Below are 26,631 nucleotides of genomic sequence, written 5' to 3'. Positions count from 1 at the left end.
ATCCCCGGCCCGGCGCCCCGCCGGTCAGAGGGAAGTCAGCCCGGAAGGCGGTGGACGTGTCAACACACCGACGTGCCTGGAAGCAGCGGGCCGGTGTGGTCGTAGCGCTGGTTGCCGGCGCTCTGCTCGCCGTCCCCGCCACACCAGCCATGGCCGCAGAGGTCGAAGTTTCCCCCGGCTCCGTCACCGTAAACGCCGGAAGCGATGCCACGGTCACCGTGCGCGTGACCCCCGGCGACAACGACCGGAAGGCGAAGATCAGTCTCTCCGGCCTGCCGTCGGGTGTCAGCTGCGCCAGCGGCTGCGGCGACGTCGATTTCCCCGGTCTGGGCAACCCCCAAGCCAGGTCGGTGCTGGTCAGGATCGCGGCCAACGACAACGCCGGCGACGCGACAGCGACCGTCACGGTGGCCGTCGAGGCCGATTCGGGCCCGGACACCGCCACCGTCGCGCTGACGGTCAAGGGCAAGGCCGCCCCGCCGCCGCCGCCGCAGAACCAGACCGTGCGGTCGGTCTCCGGCAAGGTGGTCAAGAGGGCCAACAGCGAGCCGGTGCCTAACGCCATCGTGATCCTTCAGGACAGCACCGGCAAGCGGTTCGACACCGTCAGCAACGGAAGCGGCGACTTTAGAATCAATGGAACCGCCGACAATCCGATCGCTCCGGGACGGCTCGACCTTGGTGCCAGTTTCGACAACATCAATGCCACCAAGAGTCTGAACGCGAACGCGGGACAGTCTGTTACCGGGCAGCGCATCAGCCTGGATATCAAGGTCGAAGTGACGCCCAGCGCCACCCCATCTGCTACCGCCGAGGCCACTCCCACCGAGGAGGCGACCGACGAGGGCACCGAGGACCAGGCCTCCGAGGACCCCAGCCCGGGTGCCGCTGCGAACGCCTCGAACAACGAGGACAGCGGCGGCGGCATGGGCTCGTACCTGATCATTCTGCTCGGCGGTCTTCTGGTGGCCGCCGGCGTCGGCACCATCGTGCTGCTCTGGATGAAGCGCAGGGAGAACGGCGACGACGACGACGCCCCTGCGGCGGCTGGCGGCGGCGGTCCGGTCCCACCTGCGCGGGGCGGTTTCCGTGGCGCCGAAGAGACCCGGGTGGTCGGCGGACGACCCGGCGGCGGGGCAGACCCGACCATGATCGGTGGCGCGGCGCTGAGCGATGCGCCGACGATGATGCACCGCCCGGTGGTCGATGACGTTCCGCCGGACCCGTACGCCGCGCCTGCGCAGGCGTACGGCGGTGCGGGCCAGCAGGGCTGGGGCGGCGCCGGTTACGGCGACGAGCCAGCACCGGGCGGGTACGGCGGCTACGGCAACGCACCCGCGTCGGGTGGCGGCTACGGCACTCCGGCGGGCCCCGAGGGCGGCTACGGCGCTGGCGCGGCCGGTGACGGCTACGGTGCCGCACCCGGTTCGGGCGCTGGATACGGCGCCGCGCCCGGCTCCGGCGCTGGCTATGGCGGCGCCCCGGCCTACGGCAACGCTCCGGCCTCCGGCGGCGGCTACGGCAGCCGTGACTACACCGCGCCGGCCGGGACTGCTGCCTACCCGCCGGCTCCCGCTGGCGGAGCGGCCTACGGCGAGCGGTACGACGAGCCGACCGGCCGGTACACCGGCGACAACACCCAGTACCCGGCTCCGGCCGACCCGTACGCGACCGGCGTCTACCAGCCCGAGCAGGGGCAGGGCTACGGCCAGCCGGACCCGGCCCCGTACGGCGGCGGTCGGGCTGCGGAGCCAGCAGGCGGCTACGGCCAGCAGACCAGCGCGTACGACCAGGGCGGCTACGGCCAGCAAGCCGGCGGCTACGAGCAGCGCGGCGGCTACGGGCAGGAAGCCCCGCAGCAGCGCGGCGGCGACTACGACGACCGGGGCTACGACCAGGGTGGCTACGGCAGCAGCCAGCAGGCCGGCGGCTACGAGCAGGGTGGTGGCTACGGCCAGGAGCCCCCGCAGCCCGGCGGCTACGACAACCGGGGCTACGACCAGCAGGGCGGGCGGGCCCGGCCCGACACCCCGCCTCCGACCGAGCGGGGCGGCCGACGCCTCGACTGGCTGGACGACTGACCGGGACTCCCCCGCCCGGCCTCTAACGACGAGAGCGGCTGCCCGAACCGGGCAGCCGCTCTTATCTGCGTCCGGGGGCGGTGCCTCGCCGTAAGGCCGATTACAGGGGAGCCTGGCCCGAGGTCCCAGTGGGAGCGATTCATTTGGATCTGCCGTTGGCTGGATGAGTCTTACCTGGGACAACTGTCTCAAGATCGTCATCCGGCCGCTGCTGCGGCTGCGGCTGCCGGCGCTCGCGATCATCGCGGCGATTGGCCTGTTCGTCGAATGGGCCTACTGGTTCTTCGTGCAGGATCTGATCGACCCGAAGCAGTACTGGATCCAGCTCTCCTGGTTCCTTCGCTTCCCGCCGGTCCGATTCGTCGAATTCCTGCTGGGAATGATCGCCGCCGCTGCGCTCCTGCGCGGCTGGCGGCCGAAACTCAACCTGTGGCTCGCCCTGTCGACGGTGCCCGCCTCGGTGCTGCTGCTGTGGTGGGGTGCACAGCAGGGCTGGTGGGGCGCGCACTGGTCGCAGCAGGGCCTGGTGCCGGCCTGCGTAGTCGTGGTGCTCGCGGCAGCGATCCGCGACATCTCCGGGCGCCCCTCGATCTTCCGGAGCAAACCTCTCGTCGCCCTCGGCGCCTGGTCCTACGCCTTCTACCTGGTCCACCTGTCGGTCATCCACTGGCTGATGGGCACTGTGAAGTCCAGCCCCGCGAGCTGGACGAACCTCAAGGTCCTGCTGATCTGGACGGTGATGGGCATCGCCCTGGCGTGGGCCTGCTACCGCTAAGTCGAACACCCGGTGGAGAGATTCCTACGCAATCTCTACCCGCGCCGCGTGCCGCCCGCGCCGCAGGATCCGCCCGCGCCGCCCGTGGCGCAGGAACCGCAGGAGTTGGCAATGGTGTCCGAACAGCCCACCGAAATCGTCCTCACCGGGCACGGTGTACGGAGCCAGGAATTCGAACCCGGCGTCTACCGCAGCACCGGTGGTTTCGACGTCCGATGAACCGACACCGGGCCGGGTACCTCCGGTTCGGCTGGGCGGATGCCGCCCCCCGGTCGTGCCGCACCTGCCCAGGGACCGCTTCGTCAGGCGGGAACTGATGACTGGCGTGGGCTCTCGCTCTCCTGTCGTCGTTGCTCCGGACTGGCGGCGAGTGTCGTCCGTGGGTGCGGTCGCGGCCGTCCCCCGCTGACCGGCGTCGTGCTCTAGTCTCGGCGCTGCCGATCGGAGGGTGGCAATGGCTGACGACACGGGCGACAACAAGGCTCGTAGACGGCGGGCCCTATGGTTGGCCGGGTCGTCCGTGGTGGTGTTGGTGGTGCTGGCCGGGGCGGTCCTGTCCCTGGGCGCCTATCACCGCCGCCAGCGATCAGGTGCGTTCCCGGCCGGCACCTGCTTCCAGGTATTCGGCGAAACGGGCATCGCCACGACTGACGGACCGCGCGAGGTGAGTGGCCGGGTGAAGGTGGTCAACTGCGCAAGTGCCCACGATGCCGAAGTCACCCGGACCGTTCACCGTCCTTCGGACTGCGCCGCGGACGGTGCGTGGCTGGAAACTCTCGACCAGATCCGCTGCGTCACCTTCACCACCACCACCGTCGGACACCCAGCGTCACCGTCGTGATCGACCCGCCGCCTCCCGCAGATCTGGACGGCTGGGAGCCCTCGTTGATGGGAACGAACGTGTCCTATCCTCGTGCTCTAATCCCGTCATGCGTGTCGTCGTCACAGGTGCACTCGTACGGGACGGTGCAATCCTGCTGGTTCATCGCAGGCCGACCAAACGGGCGTACCCAGATGTCTGGGACCTGCCCGGCGGGCTGGTCGAAGCGGGTGAGTCGGAACTACAAGCCCTCGCACGTGAGATGCACGAGGAGCTCGGTGTTCAGATTGTGGCGGAGTCCGCTTCACGCGTGGGCGTCGTGCATGACGGCAGTGGCGAGGACGCCGTTCACGTGGGTGTCTGGCAAATTGGCGACTGGGTCGGCTCTCCCACCAACAGCGCACCTGAGGAGCATGACGACATCGCCTGGTTCAGGATCAGCGAGCTGGGTGGCCTCCCCCTCGCGCACGGCGTCCTGGCAGCAATGGTTCGTTCTCTGCCGGAATTCGACTGCGTCCGCACGCACTCAGCTGTCACCGACTGTAACCACAGTCATGGTGGAGCCAAGGCCGGCTGCCGTGCGTGTGCCGAGGAGTGATCTTGACTTAGTCGTGTCCGGAACGTGGTCGGTTCGGTGTCGGCGATCAATACCGTCGCGAATATGACCTCGTCACCGTCAGCGCCGGGTCCCGAAATGATGCCACCCTTGTCGCCAAGCGAAATGATGCCACCCTCGCCGCGCAGCGGAGGCAGCGGTGGTTGGTCGAGCGGCACCCAAGTCGGTCTCGTGATCGGCATCGTCGTCACCTTGGTGATCTGCGCGCTTCCAGTGACCGGTTTCTTTCTGTATTGGTTCGCGGGGCCGGACATCGACGATGCCAAGGCGGTCGCCGGGCAATACTTCGACCGGGTCGAAGCGGGTGACGACGCCGGGGCATACCAGTTGCTCTGCGCCGACGCCCAGAAGGCTATGACTCAAGACGCCTTCGTCGGCAAGCTCAAGGACGGCTTCCGGCCCGTCGATCACGCCGTCCTCGGCGGGGCGTTCGCGGACGAACCCGGCTATGAGGCGCGGATCGACGTGCGGCTCGTCGGGGCGAACGGTGCGACCCGCGAGGTCGACCTCTCCCTGGAGGGCCGGAACGGAGATCCCTGGCGGGTCTGCGGAGACACATTCATCTGAGCCGCCCGCCCACCATCCGCACCGTCTGCCGCCGCCCCACCTCCTGAAAGTTGGCCGCCCGGCCCGCCACGTCAAGCGGGCCTTGGCGCACCCGGCATGCATCAACCGCTGCACCACGTTCGAAGCCGTGGCTCACTGTCAGGGAGGTTGTACCGCCCGAGAAGCATGGCCACCATCGCCCCGCCCTGCAGGATGTTGCTACCCAACAGCGTTGCGAGCGTTCGTTGCTGGACCAGCGTGAGGTCGTCGAATTCCGCAGTGTCCGGCACCGGCTCAGGGAACGCGGCATCCAGCAGGGCCCTCAGCAGCGTGACGTTGTCCGTGGTGGGGTCAGCAGCAGCCGCCCTCTCGGCCAGCACATCGATGCGATCGCCGGCGACGTCCGGACTCAGGTCGGCAATCGTCAGGGCCGCCAAGCTGGCCATGTCACCTTCGAGAAAGGGCCAGTGGGGAACGGGTTCGACAGCCCAGAAGAGGCACGAGTAGAGATCCCTGACCTGGGACCGGTCCGGGCGCCGCAACATCCGCGACAGGCCCAACACCGCCGACCAGCGCTCCACAAGGTCAGCGCTGTCTCGGCGAGTTGAAAGCGCGCCAACGAGTGCTTCACTGCCGTCAGGGCAACTCAGACCAGCCGCAACGCAGGCAGTTGCCGCGACGACCGGTTCCGGCTCCCGCCGGATCAGGTCAGCCAACGCTGGGCCGAGCAAGCCCTCTTCCTCGGGGAACCAGGCGAGCAGATGAGCGGCGTACAGACGGACCGCAGCCTCGGACGCCTCCAGCGCAGCTACGTAGACAGGAACCCCGGACCGCACAGCGTCATATGCCTCACGAAACCCTCTACGTCAAAGGCCTGACCTGGGAATACCAGGTCCGCGCCGACAACGGCGACACCGACGACCAAAAATCCGCCTGGTCACCCATCAGAACCGCGACAGCCAGCTGGAACACCACCGGCTCCGGCGTCCCCAACCCCGCACGCCCCATCAGAGTCGGCACCACAACCCCCACCGCACCCACCGGCCTACAAATCAACCCCCTCGACGCCAACACAGTCCAACTCACCTGGACCAAAAACGACACAGCCGCCGGCTACCGCGTCTGGACCCGCGACCTCACCAACGGCAGCCCCCTGACCCCAAGCGAAGAAACATTCACCGAACCCACCCACGGCATCGCCTACCTAACCTCAGGCTTCTGGAACTACGAATACTGCGTCACCTCCATCAACGGCACCCTCGAATCAGCCCGAACCACCTGCCAAACACCCAAACGACCAACCGGCAACTAACCACCAACTAACCAACCAAAAACTGAGCCCCAGAACCGTGGTAACGGTTCCGGGGCTCAGCCCATTCAATGCCTAGGCGGCGGAGAAGACGCCCTGGCGCAGCACCGGGACCACTGTCGACACACCCACCTGGACGGCGACGTCCACGTCCTCGGCGAAACCACTCTCGGTCAGCTCGCGTCCGGAGACGCTGCCGCGTACCGCGGCGGGCAGGTCCGGAGTGCTGGCCAGGGCGGCGAGCGCCATGGCCGCCTCCACGGACAGCCCACCCGGCACACCGGAGAGGGCGTCCAGCACCGAGGCGGCGCCGAGTTGGTCCTCCACCGACGGGCGCAGCGAGCCGTCCGGCCACTGCTCCCCCGAGGCGATCACGCCGATCGGGGCGTCCACTGTGCCGTACCCCTGGCGGCGCAGCCAACGCCCGACGGCCGGTGCGTTGCGCAGACACGCCGCGACCACCGGCAGGCCGGTGGCGCTGGCGGCGGCGCTGATGGCGGAGCCGTTGGGTGAGGGCAGGACCAGGTCCGCCACCACCGGCGCGGTGCTCAGTGCGGCGGGCGACAGCGACCACGGATGCTCCGCGCTCACCTGCCGCCGCCCCACCGCAGCGGTCGCGCCGACCCGCACCGCGTAGTCCGCGGCCTGTTCACCCCATGGGAACGGGTGCACCCGCATGCCACGGGCGACCGCCACCTCCACCGAGGTGGTGAACGACAGGACGTCCACCACCACCAGTGCAGCGCAGACCCGTCCGAGCTCGGCCGCCCCGGTCAGCCCCCAGTCGAACCGGGCACCGGAACCAGGTTGGCCGTGGACGGCGGCCGCCAACGCCTCAGCGCTCGTCAGGCGACGGCTCGGCGACACCGGGGTCAGACTCGGCGGCGGTGCCCGGCTGCTCCGACTCGATCGGCTGGACGGCACCGGTCTGCGGGACCGGCCCGAACGAGGCGATCGGCTCGGAGACCACCTCCGCGGGATCGACCGGCTCGGCCTCCGCGACCGGCAGCGGGACGCCCTCGACCGCACCCGCCACGCCGGCGGCCGGCGCGGGCACCTCGACGGCGGCGGCACCCCCGAAGAGGCGCGGCAACGTCTCGGTGTGCGCAGTACGCAGCTCGTCCAGGCTGATCCGGAACTGGCCGTGCACCTCCAGCGCGCCGCCGGACGGGTCGGTGACACCGATCAGCTCGAACGGCACCCCCCGCTCGGCGCAGAGCGCCGCGAACGCCTTGTCGTGGCCCCGCGGTACCGAGACCAGCACCCGGGTGGCGGACTCACTGAACAGGTAGACGAACGGCATCGAGCCCTCGGCGAACTGCTCCGGCACCGCGACCCGTGCACCGACGCCACGCCGCAGGCAGGACTCGACCAGGCTCTGGGCGAGACCACCGTCGGAGAGGTCGTGCGCGGAGGCCAGGTGACCGACCCGGGCCGCCTCGGCCAGCAGCTCGGCGAGCGCCTTCTCCCGGGCGAGGTTGACCTGCGGCGGGATGCCACCGAGGTGCTCGTGCGTCACCCAGGCCCACTCCGAGCCGGACAGCTCCACGTTCGTCTCGCCGAGCAGGTAGAGCTGGTCGTGGTCGCCACCGGCGCGCGGCACGAAACCCATCGGCACCCGGTCGGCGACGTTGTCCAGCACGCCCAGCACACCGACCACCGGGGTCGGGTGGATGGCCGCCGCGCCGGTCTGGTTGTAGAAGCTGACGTTGCCGCCGGTCACCGGGATGCCCAGCTCCAGGCAGCCGTCCGCGAGGCCGCGGACGGCCTCGGCGAACTGCCACATGACGCCCGGGTCCTCCGGGGAGCCGAAGTTGAGGCAGTCGGTGACGGCGATCGGCTTCGCGCCGGTCACCGCCACGTTCCGGTACGCCTCGGCCAGGGCCAGCTTGGTGCCGTTGTACGGGTCGAGCCTGGCGTACCGGCCGTTGCCGTCCACCGACAGGGCCACACCCAACCCGGTCCGCTCGTCGATCCGGATAACGCCGCCGTCCTCCGGCTGGGCGAGCACCGTGTTGCCCAGCACGTAGCGGTCGTACTGCTCGGTGACCCAGGTCTTGTCGGCGAGGTTCGGCGACGCGATCATGCGCAGCACGGTTTCCCGCAGCGCCTCCGGGTCGGCCGGCCGGGGCAGCGTCTCGGCCCGGTCGGCCTGGAGCAGGATCAGGTCGGCCGGCTCACGCATCGGCCGGGCGTAGACCGGACCGTCGTCGACCAGCGAACCCGGCGGCACGTCGACGACCAGGTGGTCCTGCCAGGTGATCAGCAGTCGACCCGGGCTGCCGTCCGGCTCCGGTGCGGTGACCTCACCGATCGCGGTGGCGAGAACGCCCCACTTCTCGCAGGTCTTGAGCACCGCGTCGAGCTTCTCCGGCTCGACGACCAGCAGCATCCGCTCCTGCGACTCGCTGGCCAGGATCTCGTGCGGGTCCATCGAGGGCTCGCGCAGCGGCACCCGCTCCAGCCAGACCCGCATGCCGGTGCCGGCCGCGGCGGCTGTCTCGGTGAGCGCGCAGGTCAGGCCGGCGCCGCCGAGGTCCTGGATGCCGACGACCAGTTGGCCGTCGTACAGCTCGAGGCACGCCTCGATCAGCAGCTTCTCGATGAACGGGTCGCCGACCTGCACGGCGGGTCGACGTGCCTCGCTGCCCTCGTCGAAGGTCGCGCTGGCCAGCACCGACACGCCGCCGATGCCGTCGCGGCCGGTCTTGGCGCCCATCAGAACGACAACGTTGCCCGGGCCGGCGGCGGCCTTGTTCTGCAGCCGCTCGACCGGCAACACGCCCAGGCAGAGCGCGTTGAGCAGCGGGTTGCCCTGGTAGGAGGGGTCGAAGACCAGCTCACCACCGATGTTGGGCAGACCGAGGCAGTTGCCGTAGCCGCCGACACCGGCAACCACGCCGGTGAGCACGCGGGCGGTGTCCGGGTGGTCCGCGGCACCGAAGCGCAGCGGGTCCATCACCGCGATCGGGCGGGCGCCCATGGCGAGGATGTCCCGGACGATGCCGCCGACGCCGGTGGCCGCACCCTGGTACGGCTCGACAAAGCTGGGGTGGTTGTGCGACTCGACCTTGAAGGTCACCGCCAGCTCGTCGGAGATCTGCACGACACCGGCGTTCTCACCGATGCCGGCGAGCATCCGGTCGCTGGGCGGGGCTTTCTCGCCGAACTGGCGCAGGTGCACCTTGCTCGACTTGTAGGAGCAGTGCTCGCTCCACATGATCGAGTACATCGCGAGCTCGGACTGCGTGGGCCGGCGGCCGAGGATCTGCCGGATCCGGTCGTACTCGTCGTCGCGCAGACCAAGCTCGGTGTACGGCTGAAGCTCGCCCGGGGTGCCGTCGGCGCGCGGAACGGTGTCCACGCCCTCGGTCCAGACGGCGGGAGCCGGCTGGGCGGGGGCGGTGGCCGGTGCCACGGGCTGCGCCAGGCTGGGCTCCGCCGGCTGCGACGGAGCGGAGTACGCCTCCGGTGTGTCGCGTACCGGGTCCGGATGGGTGGTCATGACCTCTCCTCGCTGCGCTCGTGCCCGCCAGACCGGCGGTTGAGCAGACCGATGATCGTGTCGCCGGTCACGCCGGCGCCCCCACCAGGTGCTTGAGGACCGACGTGAAGAACCCGAGGCCGTCCAGCGAAGGACCGGTGAGCGCCTCCACCGCGTGCTCGGGGTGCGGCATGATGCCCACCACGTTGCCGGCGGCGTTGGTGATCGCGGCGATGTCGCGCATCGACCCGTTGGGGTTGCCGCCGACGTAACGGGCGACCACCCGACCCTCGGCTTCGAGCTGATCCAGCGTCGCGGTGTCCGCGACGTAGCAGCCCTCGCCGTTCTTGACCGGGATGAGCACCTCCTGGCCGGGCTGGAACGCGTTGGTCCACGCGGTGCCGGCCGACTCGATGCGCAGGACCTGGTCCCGGTTACGGAAGTGCAGGTGCTGGTTGCGGGTGAGCGCGCCGGGCAGCAGGTGCGCCTCGCACAGGATCTGGAAGCCATTGCAGATGCCGAGCACCGGCAGACCGCCCTGAGCGGCGTCCACGATCGTCTCCATCACCGGGGCGAACCGGGCGATGGCGCCGCAGCGCAGGTAGTCACCGTAGGAGAAGCCACCGGGCAGAACGACCGCGTCGACGCCGTGCAGCTGCGGGTCGCCGTGCCAGAGCCGGACCGGCTCAGCGCCGGCGATCCGGACCGCTCGGGCCGCGTCCCCGTCGTCGAGCGAGCCAGGGAAGGTGACCACACCGACCCGGGCGGTCACGAGCGGGCGTCCGCGGTCTCGTCGGCCTCGACCAGGCGGACGGTGAAGTCCTCGATGACCGGGTTGGCGAGCAGCTTGTCGGCAATCTCCCGAGCGCGGTCCAGGTCCGGTTCACCGGTGAACTCGATCTCGATCCGCCTGCCGATCCGAACCGAGGCGACGTCACCGACGCCGAGCCGGGGCAGCGCGTTTGCGACGGCCTGGCCCTGCGGATCGAGGATCTCGGGCTTGAGCATGACGTCGACGACGACGCGAGGCACTGGGCACTCCTGACTGTGTACGCAGTTGGGTGCCGACCCACAACGGGCGAGCGCAGCCAGCGTACCTGGCAGATACGGCCACGGACGCACCGGCCGGCTGCAGTTCAAGCAGTGATCAACATTACTGGCGCTCTGAGCGGCTCCACAGGCGGGGCAGGTGGCCTCAGCAGGGCATACACGGCGCAACGGAAGGCCGAATCGTTACATCGGCGATCCTCGATCAGGTCCTTGATAACGGCCGGCTCGGGCCCTACTGTACATCGACGTAAGTCGATTCAGGCGGCAGGGGGGACCTCCCGCTGTCGCCCATCCACACCCGGCGACCCCGGGTCCGCCCCGCCCAAGGAGTCCACCCGATGCGCATCCGCCCCCTGCTCGCCGTACTCAGCATCGCGCTGGTCGGCGCCCTCGGCACCGCGTCCGGCGCGTCCGCCGCCCCGCCCGGCCCGCAACCCATCATCGGCGGCACCACCGTCTCGTCCGCCCCCTGGGCGGCGGCGGTCATGAGCAACGGCTCGTTCACCTGCTCCGGCAGCGTGATCTCCCCGCAATGGGTGCTCACCGCCCGGCACTGCATCAGCGGCACCATGTCCGTCCGGGTCGGCAGCGTGTACCGCTCCTCCGGCGGCGTCACCCGTACGGTCAGCGCCACCTACACCCGCAACGACCTCGCCCTCATGCGACTCTCCAGCACCGTCAGCACCTCGACGGTCAGCCTGGCCAGCAGCAACCCGCCCCTCAACTCGACGAACTCGATCTACGGCTGGGGCATGACCTGCTACAGCGGCTGCTCCGCGTCGAGCCAGCTGAAGACCGCCACCGTGCGGGTGACCAGCAACAGCGTCACCGACGCGTACGGCGGGCAGGCGATCCGGAGCACCGAGATCAGCGGCAACGCGTGGCGGGGCGACTCGGGTGGCCCGCAGTTCTACAACGGCCAGCAGGTCGGCGTCGCCTCCACCGCCGACGGGCAGAGCATCCAGAACTACGGCAGCGTTGCGTACAACCGGGCCTGGATCACCTCGGTGGCCGGTGTCTGACGGTTAACGCCCGCTGCGGCGCGGATGGTCGGCGGCGTGCCGGCCGTCCGCGCCGCGTCGTTTTGCAGCATCCGATCAGGTGAACAATGCACCCGATCGGGTCACGCCACTCCTGACAGCATCGGAAACGTGCTGGTCGTGACGACAGAGCAACTGCCCGGCTACGAGATCCGCCAGATTCTCGGTGAGGTGGTGTCATCGATGGCCAGGACGCGCAACCCGTACCGCGAGGGGGTCAAGAACCTGCGCGGTGGCGCGTACGACCCGATGGCTCCGGACAACCTGACCCGGTGGCGCACCGACTCGGTGGCCCGGCTCGGCGAGGAGGCCCTGCGGCTCGGCGCGAACGCGGTGATCGGCATGCGGTTCGACAGCCGGGACTGCGGTGAGATGTGGATGGAGATCTGCGCGTACGGGACGGCCGTGGTCGTCGTGCCCAAGATGCCCGAGGTCATGCCGGCCGACCAGCCGGTGGTCGCCGCGGAGACCGCCGAACCCGCGGGCTTCACGGGGTCGCCCGGCGGCATCGCCGAACCGGCCAGCGCACCCAACCTCAGAACCGCCGCCGAAACCCCAACCGGCGAATAACCCCACCCCACCGACCCCACCCACACCGCCCACGCACCCCATGCGGTTGATCAAGAGATTTGCGTCAAGTAGGAGATCAAAGTTGACGCAAACCTCTTGATCACCGGGGATGGGTGGGGTTGGGGGGATGGGTGGGGTTAGAGGATGGGGGGTGGGCTGTAGGTGGCGGCTTCCGGGTGGGTTTCGACCACCTTGGTGATGCGGCTGGTTACCGCTGCCACCTGGGCGGCGGCGGCGCCGACGAAGGCGGAGCGGTCGGCGACCAGGGTGTCGATGTCGGCGCGGGACAGGCCGAGTCGGCCGTCCGCCGCCAGGCGGTCGAACAGGTCGTTCTCCGGCGAGCCCTTCTCACGCATCGCCAGGGCCACAGCGACCGCGTGCTCCTTGATCACCTCGTGCGCGACCTCGCGGCCGACGCCACGCCGGACCGCCGCCACCAGGATCTTCGTGGTGGCCAGGAACGGCAGGAATCGCTCCAGCTCCCGGTTGATCACCGCCGGGTACGCGCCGAACTCGTCGAGCACTGTGAGGAACGTCTGGAACAGCCCGTCGGCGGCGAAGAACGCGTCCGGCAGGGCCACCCGGCGGACCACCGAGCACGACACGTCGCCCTCGTTCCACTGGTCGCCGGCCAGCTCGCCGACCATCGACAGGTAACCCCGGATGATCACCGCGAAGCCGTTCACCCGCTCCGACGAGCGGGTGTTCATCTTGTGCGGCATCGCGCTGGAGCCGACCTGGCCCGGCTTGAAGCCCTCGGTCGCGAGCTCCTGACCGACCATCAGGCGGATCGTGGTGGCCAGCGACGACGGCGCGGCGGCGGTCTGGGCCAGCGCGGCCAGCACGTCGAAGTCCAGTGAGCGGGGGTAGACCTGCCCGACGCTGTTCAGCACGCGGGAGAAGCCCAGGTGCTCGGCGACGCGCCGCTCCAGCTCGGCCACCTTGTCGGCGTCGCCGTCGAAGAGGTCCAGCTGGTCCGCGGCGGTGCCGACCGGGCCCTTGATCCCCCGCAGTGGGTAGCGGGCGATCAGGTCCTCCAGCCGCTCGTACGCGATCAGCAACTCCTCCGCCGCCGACGCGAAGCGCTTGCCCAGCGTGGTGGCCTGCGCGGCCACGTTGTGGGAACGGCCGGTCATGACCAGGTCGGTGTGCTCGTACGCGAGGAAGGCGAGCCGGGCCAGGGTGGCCACGACGCGGTCCCGGATCAGCTCCAGCGAGGCGCGCACCTGGAGCTGCTCGACGTTCTCGGTGAGATCCCGCGAGGTCATGCCCTTGTGCACGTGCTCGTGCCCGGCGAGCGCGCTGAACTCCTCGATCCGGGCCTTCACGTCATGCCGGGTGACCCGCTCCCGCTCCGCGATCGAGGCGAGGTCGACCTGGTCGAGCACCCGCTCGTACGCCTCGACCACACCGTCCGGCACGGCGACGCCCAGATCCCGCTGGGCGCGCAGCACGGCGAGCCAGAGCCGCCGCTCCATCCGGACCTTCTCCTCTGGAGACCAGAGGGCGACCAATTCGGGCGAGGCGTACCGGTTGGCCAGCACGTTGGGGATCGTCGTCACGTACCTCATTGTCCCGCACCCACCGGTCGACACCTGGACCGGGCCGGGGCTGTCCGGGGCTGCCGCCCTCAACGCTCCAGGATGGCGGTCACACCCTGACCACCGGCCGCGCAGATGGAGATCAGCCCACGTCCGCTGCCCCGCTCGGCCAGCAGCTTGGCCAGGGTCGCCACGATCCGCCCGCCGGTGGCGGCGAACGGGTGCCCGGCGGCCAGCGACGAGCCGTTGACGTTGAGCCGGTCGGTGTCGATCGCGCCCAGCGGCGCGTCCAGGCCGAGCCTGTCCTTGCAGAACTCCGGCGACTCCCAGGCGGCGAGGGTGGCCAGCACCTGGGACGCGAACGCCTCGTGGATCTCGTAGTAGTCGAAATCCTGCAAGGTCAGGCCGGCGCGGGCCAGCATCCGGGGCACCGCGTACGCGGGGGCCATCAACAGCCCCTCGTCGCCATGCACGAAGTCCACCGCTGCCGTCTCCGACCAGCTGAACCAGGCCAGCACCGGCAGGTTGTGCGCGGCCGCCCACTCCTCGCTGGCGAGCAGCACGGTGGATGCCCCGTCGGTGAGCGGTGACGAGTTGCCGGCGGTCATGGTGGCCTGCTCGGCGTCCGGGCCGCGGGTGCCGAAGACCGGCTTGAGCGAGCCGAGCTTCTCCACGCTGGTGTCCGGGCGCAGGTTCGCGTCGCGGGTCAGCCCCAGGTAAGGAGTCATCAGGTCGTCGAAGAAACCCCTGTCGTACGCGGCGGCGAGCCGCTGGTGCGAACGCAGGGCCAGCTCGTCCTGGGATCGCCTGTCGATCTGCCAGCGCACCGCGGTGCGGGCGGCGTGGTCGCCCATGGACAGGCCGGTACGGGGTTCGGCGTTGCGCGGGATCTCCGGCTTGAACGGCTGGAGTGGGCGCAGCTTCGCCGCGACCTTGAGCCGTTCGCCCAGCGTGCGGGCCGAGTTGAGCTTGAGCAGCGTGCGGCGCATCTCCTCGTTGACCGCGAGCGGCGCGTCGGAGGTGGTGTCGACGCCGCCGGCGATGCCCACGTCGAGTTGACCGAGGGCGATCTTGTTGGCGACGAGGATCGCCGCCTCCAGGCCGGTGCCGCAGGCCTGCTGGATGTCGTACGCCGGGGTGTGCGGGTCGAGCCGGGAGCCGAGGACCACCTCGCGGGTGAGGTTGAAGTCGCGGGAGTGCTTGAGCACCGCGCCGGTCACCACCTCACCGACGCGCTGCCCGGCCAGCCCGTACCGGGCGATCAGGCCGTCCAGCGCGGCGCCGAGCAGGTCGGCGTTCGACGCGTCCGCGTAGCGCGAGTTGGAACGGGCGAAGGGGATGCGGTTGCCCCCGATGACCGCGACCCGCCGAATGCTCTGCACGATCCGCCTCCTCGACATGTGTTGCTCGAACCCTACTCGCCAGTAGGCTACGCCCATGACCGACAGGTACGCGAGCTTCGTCCAATCGACTGCCGGCCGCACGCTGGTCAAGCGCCTCGGGCTGCCCGACCCGCCCCGACTGCGCCGGCACTCTCCAGGCGACCCGCTGCTGCCCGGGCCGGCCCTGCTCGGCGCGGCCACCGGCGGCCGGCTCGCCGAGCCGGTCGGCAGGATCCTGACCGCCGCCGGGGTCGAGGTGGCCGACCCGGCCGCCGACACCGCCCCCGGCGACAACCCGCGGCGGTACGGCGCACTGCTCTTCGACGCCACCGGGATCACCGATTCGACCGAGCTGCGCCAGCTCTACGACTTCTTCCACCCACAGGCCCGGGCAGTGCTGCCCGGCGGCCGGGTGATCGTGCTGGGCACACCACCGCAGGAGTGCCCGACGCCCCGCGAGGCGACCGCCCAGCGCGCCCTGGAAGGTCTGGTGCGCAGCATCGGCAAGGAGTTCGGCCGGGGCACGACCGCCCAACTCGTCTACGTGACCCGCGCCGAGAACGGCGTCCTCACCAGCCTCGAGTCGACGCTCCGGTTCCTGCTGTCCGGGCGGTCCGCGTACGTCTCGGGTCAGGTGATCCGGGTCGGCACCGGCGAGGCGACCGCCCCGGCCGACTGGGACCGCCCACTGGACGGGCAGGTCGTGCTGGTCACCGGCGCCGCCCGGGGCATCGGCGCGGCGCTGGCCCGGGTGCTCGCCCGCGACGGCGCACAGGTGGTGGCACTGGACATCCCGGCCGCCGGTGACGCGCTGGCCGCGGTGGCGAACGACATCGGCGGTACGGCGGTGCAACTCGACCTGACCGCACCGGACGCTCCGACCCGGCTCGCCGATCACCTGGCCGGCCGACACGGCCGGGTCGACGTGGTGGTGCACAACGCCGGCATCACCCGGGACAAGACGCTCGGCCGGATGGACGCCGACCGGTGGGACCAGGTCATCGACGTCAACCTCTCCAGCCAGGAGCGCATCAACGACGTGCTGTTGGAGCGGGGGCTCATCCCGACCGGCGGGCGCATCGTCTCGGTCTCGTCGATCGCGGGGATCGCCGGCAACCGGGGGCAGACCAACTACGCCACCAGCAAGGCCGGCGTGATCGGCCTGGTCGACTCGCTCGCCCCGGCTCTGCGGGAGCGGGGGATCAGCGTCAACGCGGTGGCCCCGGGCTTCATCGAGACCCGGCTGACCGCGCGTATCCCGCTGGTGGTCCGCGAGGCGGGCCGGCGGATGAACAGCCTGGCCCAGGGCGGGCTTCCGGTGGACGTGGCGGAGACGATCGGCTGGTTGGCCTGGCCGGCCAGCGGTGCGGTCAGCGGAAACCTGGTCCGGGTCTGCGGCCAGAGCCTGCTGGGGGCGTGATGGGCACTCGGAGGCAGCCGGACGACGACCTCTCCCTGCACGAGCTGATCGACGGCCCGACGGAGACACTGTCGGCGGAGATGCGGGCCGCGGCACTCCGGCCGGAGCCCGCCGGCCGCGACCGGGTCGAACTGCCTCGGATGCCGGCGGCCGGAGCGCTCTACCGTCGGGCGTTGCTCGGCGCGCTGCCCGGTCCGGGCGGCGGGCGGCGCGGCCCCGGCGTGCCGGGCGTCGAGTTGGCAGTGGGCGGGGTGAGCGTCGACCGGGCGCACCTGGCCGCCTACGACCGGGTCTGCGGGTTCCGGCTCACCGATCGTCTGCCGGGCACGTTTCCGCACGTCATGGGCTTCCCGCTGACCCTGCGGCTGATGACCGCGCCGGACTTTCCCTTTCCACTGATCGGTCTTGTGCACGTCGGTAACCGGATCACCGTGCACCGCCCGATCACCGCCGACGAGACCCTCGACTTCACGACGTACGCGGAGAACCTGCGCCCGCACGACCGGGGGCGGCAGGTGGACGTGGTGCTGGTCGGCTCGGTCGCCGGCGAGAAGGTCTGGGAGGGTGTCTCGACGTACCTGGGTCGGGAGCGCAAGCCTGGCGGGGGCGACCGGAGTGGACGCTCCGAGGCGCCGACCGGCACGTCCCGCTGGCGGGTGGAGCCCCGGGTCGGCACGGAGTACGCGCGGGTGTCCGGGGACCACAACCCGATCCACACGTCCCGCCTCGGGGCGCGGCTCTTCGGCTTCCACCGGCCGATCGCGCACGGCATGTGGAGCAAGGCGCGCTGCCTGGCCGCACTGGAGAACCGGCTGCCGGACGCCTACACCGTCGAGGTCGCCTTCAAGCTTCCCGTCCCACTTCCGAGCACCGTGAGCTTCGCTCTCCTGCCGGACGGCGGGTTCGCCCTGCACGACTCGCGCGGCCGACCGCACCTGGCGGGTCTGGTGCGCTGATGGGCACCCCTCTTGGCAGGGGCGCTCGCATGCGCTAGGTTGTTCTCACAGCGAGATGTTCTCAGAATGAGAGAGACGCGATGAACGAGCAGGAGTTCCTGGCCGCGTACGACCCCCGGGCCTATCCGTCGGTCGCAGTGACCGTCGACGTGGTGGCGCTGACCATCCGCGACGACGCGCTGCACCTGCTGCTGATCCGGCGCGGCCAGGCACCCTTCGAGGGGCACTGGGCGCTGCCCGGTGGGTTCGTCCACCCCGACGAAGACCTGACCGCTGGCGCCCGACGCGAGCTGGCCGAGGAGACCGGGCTCGGCGGCGAGGGGCTGCGCCGCGTACACCTGGAGCAGTTGGGCAGCTACGGCGCACCCGACCGCGACCCGCGGATGCGGGTCGTCTCGATCGCCCACCTCGCGTTCGCCCCCGACCTGCCGGACCCGGCCGCCGGCACCGACGCCGACGAGGCGATCTGGCTGCCGGTGACCGCGCTGACCAGCCGGCAGCTCGCCTTCGACCACGGCCGGATCATCGACGACGCGCTGGAACGGGCCCGGTCCAAGCTGGAATACACGCCGCTCGCCACGCGCTTCCTCGCCGCCGAGTTCACGATCAGCGAGCTGCGCGCCGTCTACGAGACGGTCTGGGGTCACCCGCTGCACGCCGGCAACTTCCACCGCAAGGTGCTCTCCGTGCCGGGCTTCGTGGAGAGCACCGGCGCCAGCACCGAGCGCGGCGGCGCCCGCGGCGGCCCCCGCGCCCGGCTCTACCGCGTCGGCGACGCCCGATTGCTGCACCCGGCTCTGCTGCGCCCCGCCCGCGAGGAGACGGTGCGATGAGGACGGCGGCGGCCATCGACCTGGTCGCGGCGGCCCGCACCGACGCCGACCTGTTCGGCACGGACCAGCCGGCCCGGCGTTACCGGGAGCTGGTCGCGGCCCTGCACCCCGACCGCCTGCCGGCCGACCCGGCGGTACGCGCCGAGGCAGTCGACGCGTTCATCCATGTGACCACCCGGTGGCAGGCCCGGCAGGTCACCGTTCTCGGCGACTACCGGCTCCGCGCGCCGGCCCACTCGGGTGACCTGGCCGACCTCTACGACGTCGGCGACGGCCGGCTGCTCAAGCTCCCCCGGCGGCCCGCCGACAACGACCTGATGGCCCGTGAGGCACACGCCCTGCACACCATCGCCGAGCGCGGCGACCCGCGCTACCTGCCGTACGTGCCCCGGCTCGTCGACGAGTTCCCGCACCGGGACGCCGCGACCGGCGCCGAACGGCGGATCAACGTGCTTGCCACCGCGTCCGGCCTGCACGACCTCGACGAGGTGCGGCGCGCGTACCCCGACGGGTTGGACGCCCGCGACGTCGCCTGGATGTGGCGGCGGCTGCTGGTGGCGCTCGCTGGCCCACAGCGCCGGCATCGTGCACGGCGCGGTCCTGCCGCGACACGTGCTGATCGAGCCGGCCGCCCACGGCGTGGTGCTCATCGACTGGTGCTTCTCCGCCCCGATCGGCACCACTATCCCGGCGATGGTGCCCGGCCACGACGACGCGTGGTACCCGGAGGAGGTCCCCCGGAAGCGGCAGTGCGGCCCGGGCACCGACATCGCGATGGCCAGCCGCTGCATGAGCTGGCTGATGGGGTCACGCGCGCCCCGCGAGCTGCACGCCTTCGCGCAGGGTTGCCGGCAGCGGTCGCTGGACGCCCGACCCGACGACGCCTGGCGTCTGCTGCGCGAATTCGACCAGGTGCTGGACCGGCTCTACGGACCACGCACCTTCCGACCCTTCACCCTCACCCCCTAAGGAGAGCTGTCATGGGCAGTGGAATCTGGTCCACCGACGTGTACGACGCCGCCGACCGCTACCGCCGGTCCACCGGCAAGAGCGCCTTCTCCTACAGCGACAGCGGGGCGCGCACCGTGCACACCGCGCTCGACCCCCGCGACGGGATGCGCGAGAGCCGCGACTCCGACGAGCACCCCCGGTCGACGCCCGTCGCCGTGCTCTTCGACGTGACCGGCTCGATGCTCAAGGTGCCGCGTGTCCTGCAGACCAAGCTGCCGCAGCTGCTCGGGCTGCTGCAACGGCAGGGGTACGCCAGCGACCCGCAGATCATGTTCGGCGCGATCGGCGACGCCACCTGCGACCGGGTGCCGTTGCAGGTGGGCCAGTTCGAGTCGGACAACCGGATGGACGACGACCTCGGCCGGATCGTCCTCGAAGGCGGGGGCGGCGGGCAGATGAGCGAGTCGTACGAGCTGGCCATGTACTTCATGGCCCGGCACACCGCCACCGACAACTGGGAGAAGCGCGGCCGGCGCGGCTACCTGTTCATCATCGGCGACGAGCTGGCGTACCCCCAGGTGAAGGCCCGTGAGGTGGCCCGTCTGATGGGCGACGACCTGACCGAGGACGTGCCGCTGCGGCAGATCTTCGACGAGGTGACCCGCCGCTGGGACACCTACTTCCTGCTCCCCGCCGGCAGCCACTACGCCGGCAACGCCAAGGTGCTCGACTTCTGGCGGGGCCTGCTCGGGCAGAACGCCGTGGTGCTCGACGACCTCGACGCCGTCTGCGAGACCATCGCGCTCACCATCGGCCTCGGCGAGCAGGCCATCGACCTGGACGAGGGCCTGCGCCACCTGGACCACGCCGGTTCCAGCGCCACCGGCACCGTCTCGAAGGCTCTGGCCCGCCTCGGCCGGGGACGGCGGGCCGAGGTGTCGACGCTGCCCGCGTTCACCGACACCACCGGTGGGGTGACCCGGCTGTGAACCACGTGGCGGTGGTCGACCTCGGCTACGGGGACGCCGGCAAGGGCACGGTGGTGGACTGGCTCTGCGCCACCCGGCCCGTGCACACGGTGGTCCGCTTCAACGGGGGCGCGCAGGCGGCTCACAACGTCGTGCTGCGCGACGGGCGGCACCACACGTTCGCGCAGTTCGGCGCCGGCACGTTCCATCCCGGTGTGCGTACGCACCTGTCGCGGCACGTCGTGGTGGATCCGCTGGCGCTGGCCGCCGAGGCCGACCATCTCGCCACGGTCGGGGTGACCGACGCGCTCGACCGACTCACCGTCGACTCCGACGCGCTGCTCGCCACCCCGTACCACCGGGCCGCCAACCAGGCCCGGGAGATCGCCCGGGGAGCCGACCGGCACGGCTCCTGCGGGCTGGGGGTGGGCGAGGCCGTCGCGTACGGTCTCGCCCACCCTGACGACGCGCCCCGGGTCGCCGACTGCCGCAGCCCAACGCTGCTGCGTCGCCGGCTGACCGCCCTGCGGGAGCGGCTGACCGCCGAACTCGGCCCACTGGACGCGCCACCGGTCGAGGACTGCCTGCCCGCGTTCACCGGGTTCGCCGGGCGGGTCGCGATCGTCGACGGGAGCTGGCTCACCGGGGCGCTACGCGCGGGGACCTGCGTCTTCGAGGGCGCGCAGGGGGTGCTGCTCGACGAGTGGCACGGCTTCCACCCGTACACGACGTGGAGCACCACCACGTTCGCCAACGCCGACAGCCTGCTCACCGAGGCGGGGCAGCCCCGCGCGACCCGGATCGGGGTGCTCCGGCTGGTCACCACCCGGCACGGGGCGGGCCCGCTGGTGACCGAGGACCCAACCCTGCCGCTGGCCGATCCACACAACCCGACGAACCCGTGGCAGGGCCGGTTCCGGTTCGGCCACTTCGACGCGGTCGCCCACCGGTACGCCCTCGCCGTGGCCGGTGGAGTCGACGGCCTGGCCCTGACCCACCTCGACCTCGCCGGCCCCGAGCTGCGGATCTGCCGCCGCTACGACACCACCGACCGGCTCACCCCGGGCCCACCCGGTGACCTGGACCGGCAGGCCGCGCTCACCGCCCGCCTGCTGCGCTCCCGCCCGCTCTACGACGACCCGCCCGCGGACTGGGCGGAGGCGGTGTCCGCAGAGCTGGGCGCGCGGGTGGTGCTGACCTCGCACGGCCCCACCGCCGACGACAAGACCCCGCACGGTCCGCTGCTCGCCCCGCCCGCCCTGGTCCGCGCGGCCTGACGCGCAGGACCGGAGGAGGTGATCCGCCGACTCGGCCACCGGGCGGGTCGCACCCGGCGAGCATGGGGGCATGGACTCCGCGCTCGACCTGCTCCGACAGCTGGTCACCTCACCATGGGTGTACCTGCTGATCTTCGGGCTCACGGCGGTCGACGCGTTCTTCCCGGCCGTACCCGGCGAGGCGGCCGTCATCACCGCCGCCGTGCTCTCCACCAGCGGCAACCCCAACCTGGCGCCGGTGATCGTCGCCGCCGCCGTGGGCGCGTGCGTCGGCGACCACGTGTCGTACGCCATCGGACGTGGTGGTGGCGCGAACCGGCTCGCCGGGTTTCCCGACGGCAGCCGCCGACAGGCCAGCTCCGAGTGGGCCCGGCGCGCGCTGAACCGGCGCGGCGGGCTGATCCTGACCACCTCCCGCTACCTGCCGGGCGGTCGGACCGCGGTCACCCTCACCATGGGGGCGGTGCGGTATCCCCGCCGGTCGTTCCTTCTCTACGACGCGATCGCGACGGTCACCTGGGCCCTGTACTGCGGGCTGCTCGGCTACTTCGGTGGGCTGGCCTTCGAGCGCCACCCCGTCAAGGGCGTCCTCGCCGGGATCGGCCTCTCGGTGATCGTCACGCTGGGCATCGAGGGCGTGCGGTGGCTGCGGCACCGGGCGCACCGCCGCGCGGCCGCCCGCCACTGACCGGCCCGGACCGGCCTGCCACCCGTCACAGCAGGTCAGCGCCGTGCACCAGGATGGCCAGCTGCACCCGGTTGCCCGCCTGGAGTTTCGCCAGCGCCCGACCGAGGGCCGGCGCCGGTGACCGCGCCGCTGGGTCGGACCCCGGTGCGGTGACCGGTCAGTCGACCGGTGGACGCCAGGTCGCGCCGTGCAGGAGCTGGGCGGCGCCGAGCCAGGCCACGTTCATCATCCGGGTGGCCGTCTTCTCCGGGTCGGCGTCCGGGTGGTCCGCGAGCCAGTCGGCCAGCGACTCGGTCGCGCCGACCAGGGCGTACGCGACGACCTCCAGGTCGACGGCGGTGATCTCACGGCCCTCGGCTCGCAGCGCGTGGTCGAGCATCCCGGCGACCACCTCGACCAGCCGGGCCCGCATCGCGGCCAGCTCCCCGGCGAACGGCTGCTCGCCCCGGGCCTGCCGGTAGAGCACCGCCCAGCCGTCCCGGTATGCGCCCACGAAGCCGAAGAACGCCCTCAACCCACGCCAGAGCCGCTCGTCGGCCGGCAGGTCGGGGGCGGCGGCTCCCGCGATGGCCTGCATCATCCGGGTGCCCTCCCGGTGCAGGCAGGCGACGAAGAGCTCCTCCTTGGTGCCGAGGTACGCGTACACCATGGGCTTGGAGATGCCGGCGTCCTCCGCGATCTCGTCCATGCTGGCGGCGTGGAAGCCGCGACGGGAGAAGACCTTCACGGCCGCGTCGAGCATCTGCTGCTCGCGGACGGCGCGTGGCAGGCGCTTGAAGGCGGGGACGGTGGACACCTTGCGAGCATACCTACTCGTGCGTAGGGTTACGCACGAGTAGCCAAATCTTCCGGAAGGCACACACCTGATGACTGACTTCGACCCGGCCACCTTCGCCAACGTTGGCCCCAAGGAGTTCGCCCAGCTGGTCAAGTCCACCCCGGACGACAAGATCGCTCAGGTGATGTCCGGTGACATGCGCGACAAGGTCCTGGGCGAGGTGTTCGGCCGGATGCCGTCGCTGTTCCGCGCGGACCGGGCCGGCTCGACCAACGCGGTCATCCACTGGGTCATCACCGGTCGCCCCGACGGCGGCAGCGACACCTACGAGGTGGTCATCGCCGACGGCGCGTGCGTCGTGAACGAGACCCCGCAGCACGACCCGAAGCTGAGCCTCACCATGGGTCCGGTCGAGTTCCTGAAGATCGTCTCCGGTGGCGCCAACCCGGTGATGATGTTCATGACCGGCAAGCTGAAGGCAAAGGGCGACCTCGGCCTCGCCGCCAACATCGCCAACCTGTTCGACATCCCCAAGGCCTGACATGGCTGAGTTCTCGCTTGACCTGAATGAGGAACAGCGGGATCTACGCGACTGGGTGCACGGCTTCGCCGCCGAGGTCGTGCGCCCGGCCGCCGCCGAGTGGGACGAGCGCGAGGACACCCCGTGGCCGGTGATCCAGGAAGCCGCCAAGGTCGGCCTCTACGGCTTCGAGTTCCTCGCCACCTGCTGGGCCGACCCGACCGGGCTCTCCCTGCCGATCGCCAGCGAGGAACTCTTCTGGGGTGACGCCGGCATCGGCCTCTCCATCTTCGGCACCTCACTCGCCGTCGCCGCCATCTACGGTGCCGGCACCCCCGACCAGATGGTCGAGTGGGTGCCACAGTGCTTCGGCGACGTCAACTCACCGGCCGTCGCCGCGTTCTGCACCAGCGAACCCGAAGCCGGCTCCGACGTCGGCGCGATGCGCACCCGGGCCGTCTACGACGAGGCCACCGACGAGTGGGTGCTCAACGGCCAGAAGGCGTACGCCACCAACGGCGGGATCGCCGGCGTGCACGTGGTCACCGCCTCCGTCGACCCCACCCTCGGCTCCCGAGGCCAGGCGGCGTTCGTCGTACCGCCGGGCACCCCCGGCCTGGCCGCCACCCGCAAGCTGCGCAAACTCGGCCTCCGCGCGTCACACACCGCCGACGTCTTCCTCGACGACGTACGCGTGCCCGGCCGCTGCCTGCTCGGCGGGCGGGACGCCCTGCTGGAACGCCTCGACCGGGCCCGCTCCGGTCAGCGGGTCACCGGACAGGCCGCGATGCGCACGTTCGAGCTGTCCCGACCCACGGTCGGCGCGCAGGCGCTCGGCGTGGCCCGGGCCGCCTACGAGTACGCCCTGGACTACGCCAAGGAACGGGTCCAGTTCGGACGACCCATCATCGAGAACCAGGCGGTCGCGTTCGCGCTGGCCGACATGCGGATGGAAATCGACGCGGCACGGCTGCTCGTCTGGCGCGCCTCGTGGATGGGCCGCAACAACCGCCCGTTCACCGCGGGCGAGGGCTCGATGTCCAAACTCAAGGCCGGCGAGGTGGCGGTGTCGGTCACCGAGAAGGCGGTGCAGTTGCTCGGCGGGGCCGGCTTCCTGCGCGACCACCCGGTCGAGCGCTGGTACCGGGACGCCAAGATCTACACCATCTTCGAGGGCACCTCGGAAATCCAACGACTGGTGATCTCCCGAGCCATCTCCGGGATGCAGATCCGCTGACCGCCGCCGGCCCGGCGCCTCTTCAAGGGGGTCGGGCCGACGGTGGCCCGAACTCCACGATCTGTGCCGTCTTCGTCACCCCGCGCCGACGCCAACTGGGCCTTCAGCCGCCCCCAGTGCATGATCAAGGAAGAAGCCCTGATGGACGGGCAGGCCACTGCCCCGTCCGCGCACCACCCCTAGGAGGTCTGCGGCATGGACCTGCCGTTCACCGTCGCCACCCTGACCCGTCGCGGACTGCTCACCCCCGGCAACCCGGTCCGAGTCGCCGCGCAACTCAACGCCCTGCGTACCTGGGGGTGGAGCCTGGCTGGCGAATTGCGCCAGGCGGCCGCCCGGGATCCCGGCCGGACGGCGGTCATCGACGAGGACGGCGTCGAGCTGACCTACCACGACCTGCTCGACCGGGCCGAACGGATGGCCAGGTCGATGCGGGCCGGGCACGGCGTGCAGGCCGGCGACCGGATCGGCGTGCTCTGCCGCAACCACCACGGGCTGATCGAGACGATCGTTGCCGCCACCCTGCTCGGCGTCGACGCGGTGCTGGTCAACACCGGGCTCTCCGCGGCCCAGCTCGGCACCATCGCCGAGGAGCAACAGCTGCGGCTGCTGGTGCACGACGACGAGTTCGCCGAGCGGGTCCTCGGCCTCCCCGCCGAGCTGCCCCGGCTCGACGAACGCGCCCGCGAGGAGCTGGTGGCCGGCGCGCTGCCGGGCGACCTGCGCCCGCCGGAGCAGGACGGCCGGATCATCGTGCTCACATCCGGCACCACCGGTACGCCCAAGGGCGCCCGTCGTCGCACGCCCAAAGGCTTCGGCCCGCTGGTGTCCATCATCGGCCGCATCCCGCTGCACACCAGGACCCGGGTGATGATCGCCGCACCGATCTTCCACACCTGGGGATTCGCCGCCCTCCAGGTCTGCCTCGCCCTGCGGGCCACCATCGTGCTGCACCGACGCTTCGACCCGGCCGCCACACTCGCCGCCCTGACCGCCAACCGCTGCGACGCACTGTTCGCCGTACCCGTGATGGTGCAGCGACTGATGGAGGTGCCCCCGCCGGACCCGCGCCCCCCGCTCAAGGTCGTCGCGGTCAGCGGCTCCGCCCTGCCCGGCGGGCTGGCACCGAAGTTCATGGATGCCTATGGCGACGTCCTGTACAACCTCTACGGCTCCACCGAGGTGTCCTGGGCGTCCATCGCCGGCCCGCAGGACCTGCGCCAGGCACCCACCACCGCCGGTCGGCCACCGCACGGCACCCGGCTGGAAATGCTCGACGACGACGGCCAGCCGGTGCCGACCGGACGGGTCGGGCGGATCTTCGTCGGCAACGAGATGCTCTTCGAGGGCTACACCTCCGGCACCAGCCGGGAAACCCGCGACGGTCTGCTCGACACCGGCGACCTCGGCCGGCTCAACGCCGACGGGCTGCTCTTCGTCGACGGACGGGCCGACGACATGATCGTCTCCGGTGGTGAGAACGTCTTCCCCTCCGAAGTGGAGGATCTGCTCGCCCAACTGCCGCAGGTCCGCGAAGTGGCCGTGATCGGCGTACCCGACCCCGAGTACGGCCAGCGCCTGTCCGCGTTCCTCGCCCTGCACCCCGACGAGACGCTCGATCCCGATGCGGTACGCGAGTACGTCCGGCGCTATCTCGCACGCTTCAGCGTCCCCCGGGACGTGATCTTCGTGAAATACCTGCCCCGAAACGCCACCGGCAAGGTGCTCACCCGCGAACTGCGCCGCTACTTCGGCTGAGGTGCCGCCCAGCCGTCGGCCCGGCGGCTGC

General features: G+C 71.1%; 28 protein-coding genes. 19 read left to right on the top strand and 9 right to left on the bottom strand.

Going from position 1 to position 26,631, the window contains the following annotated elements:
* Window positions 1–56 precede the first annotated feature (56 nt).
* The 6 genes from KBX46_RS08215 (at window position 57) to KBX46_RS08190 (ending at window position 4,859) form a co-directional block, all read left to right on the top strand.
* A complete protein-coding gene (locus tag KBX46_RS08215; RefSeq protein WP_308159420.1) occupies window positions 57–2,081 on the top strand; it encodes a hypothetical protein in 2,025 nt (674 codons plus the stop codon).
* A gap of 163 nt (window positions 2,082–2,244) precedes the next feature.
* Window positions 2,245–2,856, top strand: a complete 612-nt coding sequence (locus KBX46_RS08210; RefSeq protein WP_210791969.1) for an acyltransferase family protein — start codon at window positions 2,245–2,247, stop codon at window positions 2,854–2,856.
* Between the two features lie 48 nt (window positions 2,857–2,904).
* Window positions 2,905–3,075 (top strand): hypothetical protein, encoded by a 171-nt coding sequence (locus tag KBX46_RS08205; RefSeq protein WP_210791968.1) that lies wholly within the window; start codon window positions 2,905–2,907, stop codon window positions 3,073–3,075.
* Between the two features lie 235 nt (window positions 3,076–3,310).
* Window positions 3,311–3,697, top strand: coding sequence for a hypothetical protein (locus KBX46_RS08200; protein WP_210791967.1), 387 nt, complete (start codon window positions 3,311–3,313; stop codon window positions 3,695–3,697).
* Between the two features lie 88 nt (window positions 3,698–3,785).
* Window positions 3,786–4,274, top strand: coding sequence for an NUDIX domain-containing protein (locus KBX46_RS08195; protein WP_210791966.1), 489 nt, complete (start codon window positions 3,786–3,788; stop codon window positions 4,272–4,274).
* A 189-nt stretch (window positions 4,275–4,463) separates the two neighbouring features.
* A complete protein-coding gene (locus KBX46_RS08190) occupies window positions 4,464–4,859 on the top strand; it encodes a hypothetical protein (RefSeq protein WP_210791965.1) in 396 nt (131 codons plus the stop codon).
* Between the two features lie 101 nt (window positions 4,860–4,960).
* Here the strand turns inward: KBX46_RS08190 and KBX46_RS08185 are convergent, their stop codons facing one another.
* The gene (locus tag KBX46_RS08185) at window positions 4,961–5,674 is read right to left on the bottom strand and encodes a hypothetical protein (protein WP_210791964.1); all 714 of its coding nucleotides are present in this window, start codon (window positions 5,672–5,674) and stop codon (window positions 4,961–4,963) included.
* An 8-nt stretch (window positions 5,675–5,682) separates the two neighbouring features.
* Between KBX46_RS08185 and KBX46_RS08180 the strand changes: the two genes are divergently transcribed.
* Complete coding sequence (locus KBX46_RS08180; protein ID WP_210791963.1) at window positions 5,683–6,150, top strand: hypothetical protein; 468 nt, start codon at window positions 5,683–5,685, stop codon at window positions 6,148–6,150.
* 72 nt (window positions 6,151–6,222) lie between these two features.
* On the opposite strand, the gene KBX46_RS08175 is transcribed toward KBX46_RS08180, so the two are convergent.
* From KBX46_RS08175 to purS, 4 genes are all read right to left on the bottom strand, one after another.
* Window positions 6,223–6,978: a 2-phosphosulfolactate phosphatase gene (locus KBX46_RS08175; protein WP_210792041.1), complete on the bottom strand. Its 756-nt coding sequence runs from the start codon at window positions 6,976–6,978 to the stop codon at window positions 6,223–6,225.
* Window positions 6,979–6,982: 4 nt separating this feature from the next.
* The gene (purL, locus tag KBX46_RS08170) at window positions 6,983–9,652 is read right to left on the bottom strand and encodes a phosphoribosylformylglycinamidine synthase subunit PurL (RefSeq protein ID WP_210791962.1); all 2,670 of its coding nucleotides are present in this window, start codon (window positions 9,650–9,652) and stop codon (window positions 6,983–6,985) included.
* 67 nt (window positions 9,653–9,719) lie between these two features.
* A complete protein-coding gene (gene purQ, locus KBX46_RS08165; protein ID WP_088950944.1) occupies window positions 9,720–10,403 on the bottom strand; it encodes a phosphoribosylformylglycinamidine synthase subunit PurQ in 684 nt (227 codons plus the stop codon).
* Window positions 10,400–10,663 carry a phosphoribosylformylglycinamidine synthase subunit PurS gene (gene purS, locus KBX46_RS08160; RefSeq protein ID WP_030491392.1) on the bottom strand — a complete coding sequence of 88 codons (264 nt, stop codon included), beginning with the start codon at window positions 10,661–10,663 and terminating at the stop codon, window positions 10,400–10,402. The genes purQ and purS overlap by 4 nt, the downstream gene beginning before the upstream one ends.
* Before the next feature lie 356 nt (window positions 10,664–11,019).
* Here purS and KBX46_RS08155 point away from each other — a divergent pair, with 356 nt between their 5' ends.
* Both KBX46_RS08155 and KBX46_RS08150 read left to right on the top strand, forming a co-directional pair.
* Window positions 11,020–11,703, top strand: a complete 684-nt coding sequence (locus KBX46_RS08155) for a trypsin-like serine protease (RefSeq protein ID WP_088950943.1) — start codon at window positions 11,020–11,022, stop codon at window positions 11,701–11,703.
* A 24-nt stretch (window positions 11,704–11,727) separates the two neighbouring features.
* The gene (locus tag KBX46_RS08150) at window positions 11,728–12,291 is read left to right on the top strand and encodes a YbjQ family protein (RefSeq protein WP_099849694.1); all 564 of its coding nucleotides are present in this window, start codon (window positions 11,728–11,730) and stop codon (window positions 12,289–12,291) included.
* 137 nt (window positions 12,292–12,428) lie between these two features.
* Here the strand turns inward: KBX46_RS08150 and purB are convergent, their stop codons facing one another.
* Together purB and KBX46_RS08140 are read right to left on the bottom strand one after the other, a co-directional pair.
* On the bottom strand, window positions 12,429–13,853 hold the full coding sequence (purB, locus tag KBX46_RS08145; RefSeq protein WP_088952121.1) for an adenylosuccinate lyase: 1,425 nt from the start codon (window positions 13,851–13,853) through the stop codon (window positions 12,429–12,431).
* Between the two features lie 68 nt (window positions 13,854–13,921).
* Window positions 13,922–15,214, bottom strand: a complete 1,293-nt coding sequence (locus KBX46_RS08140) for an acetyl-CoA C-acetyltransferase (RefSeq protein WP_088950941.1) — start codon at window positions 15,212–15,214, stop codon at window positions 13,922–13,924.
* Between the two features lie 55 nt (window positions 15,215–15,269).
* On the opposite strand from KBX46_RS08140, the gene KBX46_RS08135 reads away from it, so the two are divergent.
* The 3 genes from KBX46_RS08135 to KBX46_RS08125 all read left to right on the top strand — a co-directional run bounded on the left by KBX46_RS08135 (window position 15,270) and on the right by KBX46_RS08125 (window position 18,423).
* A complete protein-coding gene (locus KBX46_RS08135; RefSeq protein WP_210791961.1) occupies window positions 15,270–16,634 on the top strand; it encodes a 3-oxoacyl-ACP reductase in 1,365 nt (454 codons plus the stop codon).
* An 80-nt stretch (window positions 16,635–16,714) separates the two neighbouring features.
* A complete protein-coding gene (locus KBX46_RS08130) occupies window positions 16,715–17,590 on the top strand; it encodes a MaoC/PaaZ C-terminal domain-containing protein (RefSeq protein ID WP_247667199.1) in 876 nt (291 codons plus the stop codon).
* A gap of 80 nt (window positions 17,591–17,670) precedes the next feature.
* Window positions 17,671–18,423, top strand: a complete 753-nt coding sequence (locus KBX46_RS08125) for an NUDIX domain-containing protein (protein ID WP_210791959.1) — start codon at window positions 17,671–17,673, stop codon at window positions 18,421–18,423.
* Here KBX46_RS08125 and KBX46_RS32425 read toward each other — a convergent pair.
* Entirely contained in the window at window positions 18,351–19,007 is a 657-nt protein-coding gene (locus KBX46_RS32425) for a hypothetical protein (RefSeq protein WP_247667108.1), read from the bottom strand. The two genes, KBX46_RS08125 and KBX46_RS32425, sit on opposite strands and share 73 nt — an antisense overlap.
* Window position 19,008: 1 nt before the next feature.
* Between KBX46_RS32425 and KBX46_RS32420 the strand changes: the two genes are divergently transcribed.
* The 4 genes from KBX46_RS32420 (at window position 19,009) to KBX46_RS08105 (ending at window position 22,307) form a co-directional block, all read left to right on the top strand.
* Complete coding sequence (locus KBX46_RS32420) at window positions 19,009–19,392, top strand: hypothetical protein (protein WP_247667107.1); 384 nt, start codon at window positions 19,009–19,011, stop codon at window positions 19,390–19,392.
* Between the two features lie 11 nt (window positions 19,393–19,403).
* Window positions 19,404–20,363 carry a hypothetical protein gene (locus KBX46_RS08115; protein WP_088950937.1) on the top strand — a complete coding sequence of 320 codons (960 nt, stop codon included), beginning with the start codon at window positions 19,404–19,406 and terminating at the stop codon, window positions 20,361–20,363.
* Window positions 20,360–21,619, top strand: a complete 1,260-nt coding sequence (locus tag KBX46_RS08110) for an adenylosuccinate synthetase (RefSeq protein ID WP_210791958.1) — start codon at window positions 20,360–20,362, stop codon at window positions 21,617–21,619. The genes KBX46_RS08115 and KBX46_RS08110 overlap by 4 nt, the downstream gene beginning before the upstream one ends.
* Window positions 21,620–21,689: 70 nt before the next feature.
* Complete coding sequence (locus KBX46_RS08105) at window positions 21,690–22,307, top strand: DedA family protein (protein ID WP_088950935.1); 618 nt, start codon at window positions 21,690–21,692, stop codon at window positions 22,305–22,307.
* 157 nt (window positions 22,308–22,464) lie between these two features.
* Here the strand turns inward: KBX46_RS08105 and KBX46_RS08100 are convergent, their stop codons facing one another.
* Window positions 22,465–23,103, bottom strand: coding sequence for a TetR/AcrR family transcriptional regulator (locus KBX46_RS08100; RefSeq protein WP_088950934.1), 639 nt, complete (start codon window positions 23,101–23,103; stop codon window positions 22,465–22,467).
* 70 nt (window positions 23,104–23,173) lie between these two features.
* Between KBX46_RS08100 and KBX46_RS08095 the strand changes: the two genes are divergently transcribed.
* From KBX46_RS08095 to KBX46_RS08085, 3 genes are all read left to right on the top strand, one after another.
* Window positions 23,174–23,626, top strand: coding sequence for an SCP2 sterol-binding domain-containing protein (locus KBX46_RS08095; protein ID WP_088950933.1), 453 nt, complete (start codon window positions 23,174–23,176; stop codon window positions 23,624–23,626).
* Between the two features lies 1 nt (window position 23,627).
* On the top strand, window positions 23,628–24,842 hold the full coding sequence (locus KBX46_RS08090) for an acyl-CoA dehydrogenase family protein (RefSeq protein WP_210791957.1): 1,215 nt from the start codon (window positions 23,628–23,630) through the stop codon (window positions 24,840–24,842).
* Between the two features lie 195 nt (window positions 24,843–25,037).
* Window positions 25,038–26,600, top strand: coding sequence for an AMP-binding protein (locus tag KBX46_RS08085; RefSeq protein WP_210791956.1), 1,563 nt, complete (start codon window positions 25,038–25,040; stop codon window positions 26,598–26,600).
* Window positions 26,601–26,631: the final 31 nt, after the last annotated feature.

The sequence above is a fragment of the Micromonospora sp. C81 genome, assembly GCF_018070425.1.
Taxonomy (GTDB): domain Bacteria; phylum Actinomycetota; class Actinomycetes; order Mycobacteriales; family Micromonosporaceae; genus Micromonospora; species Micromonospora zamorensis.
The sequence above is the reverse complement of the archived record's forward strand: the minus strand, read 5'-3'. Positions and strand labels throughout refer to the sequence as shown.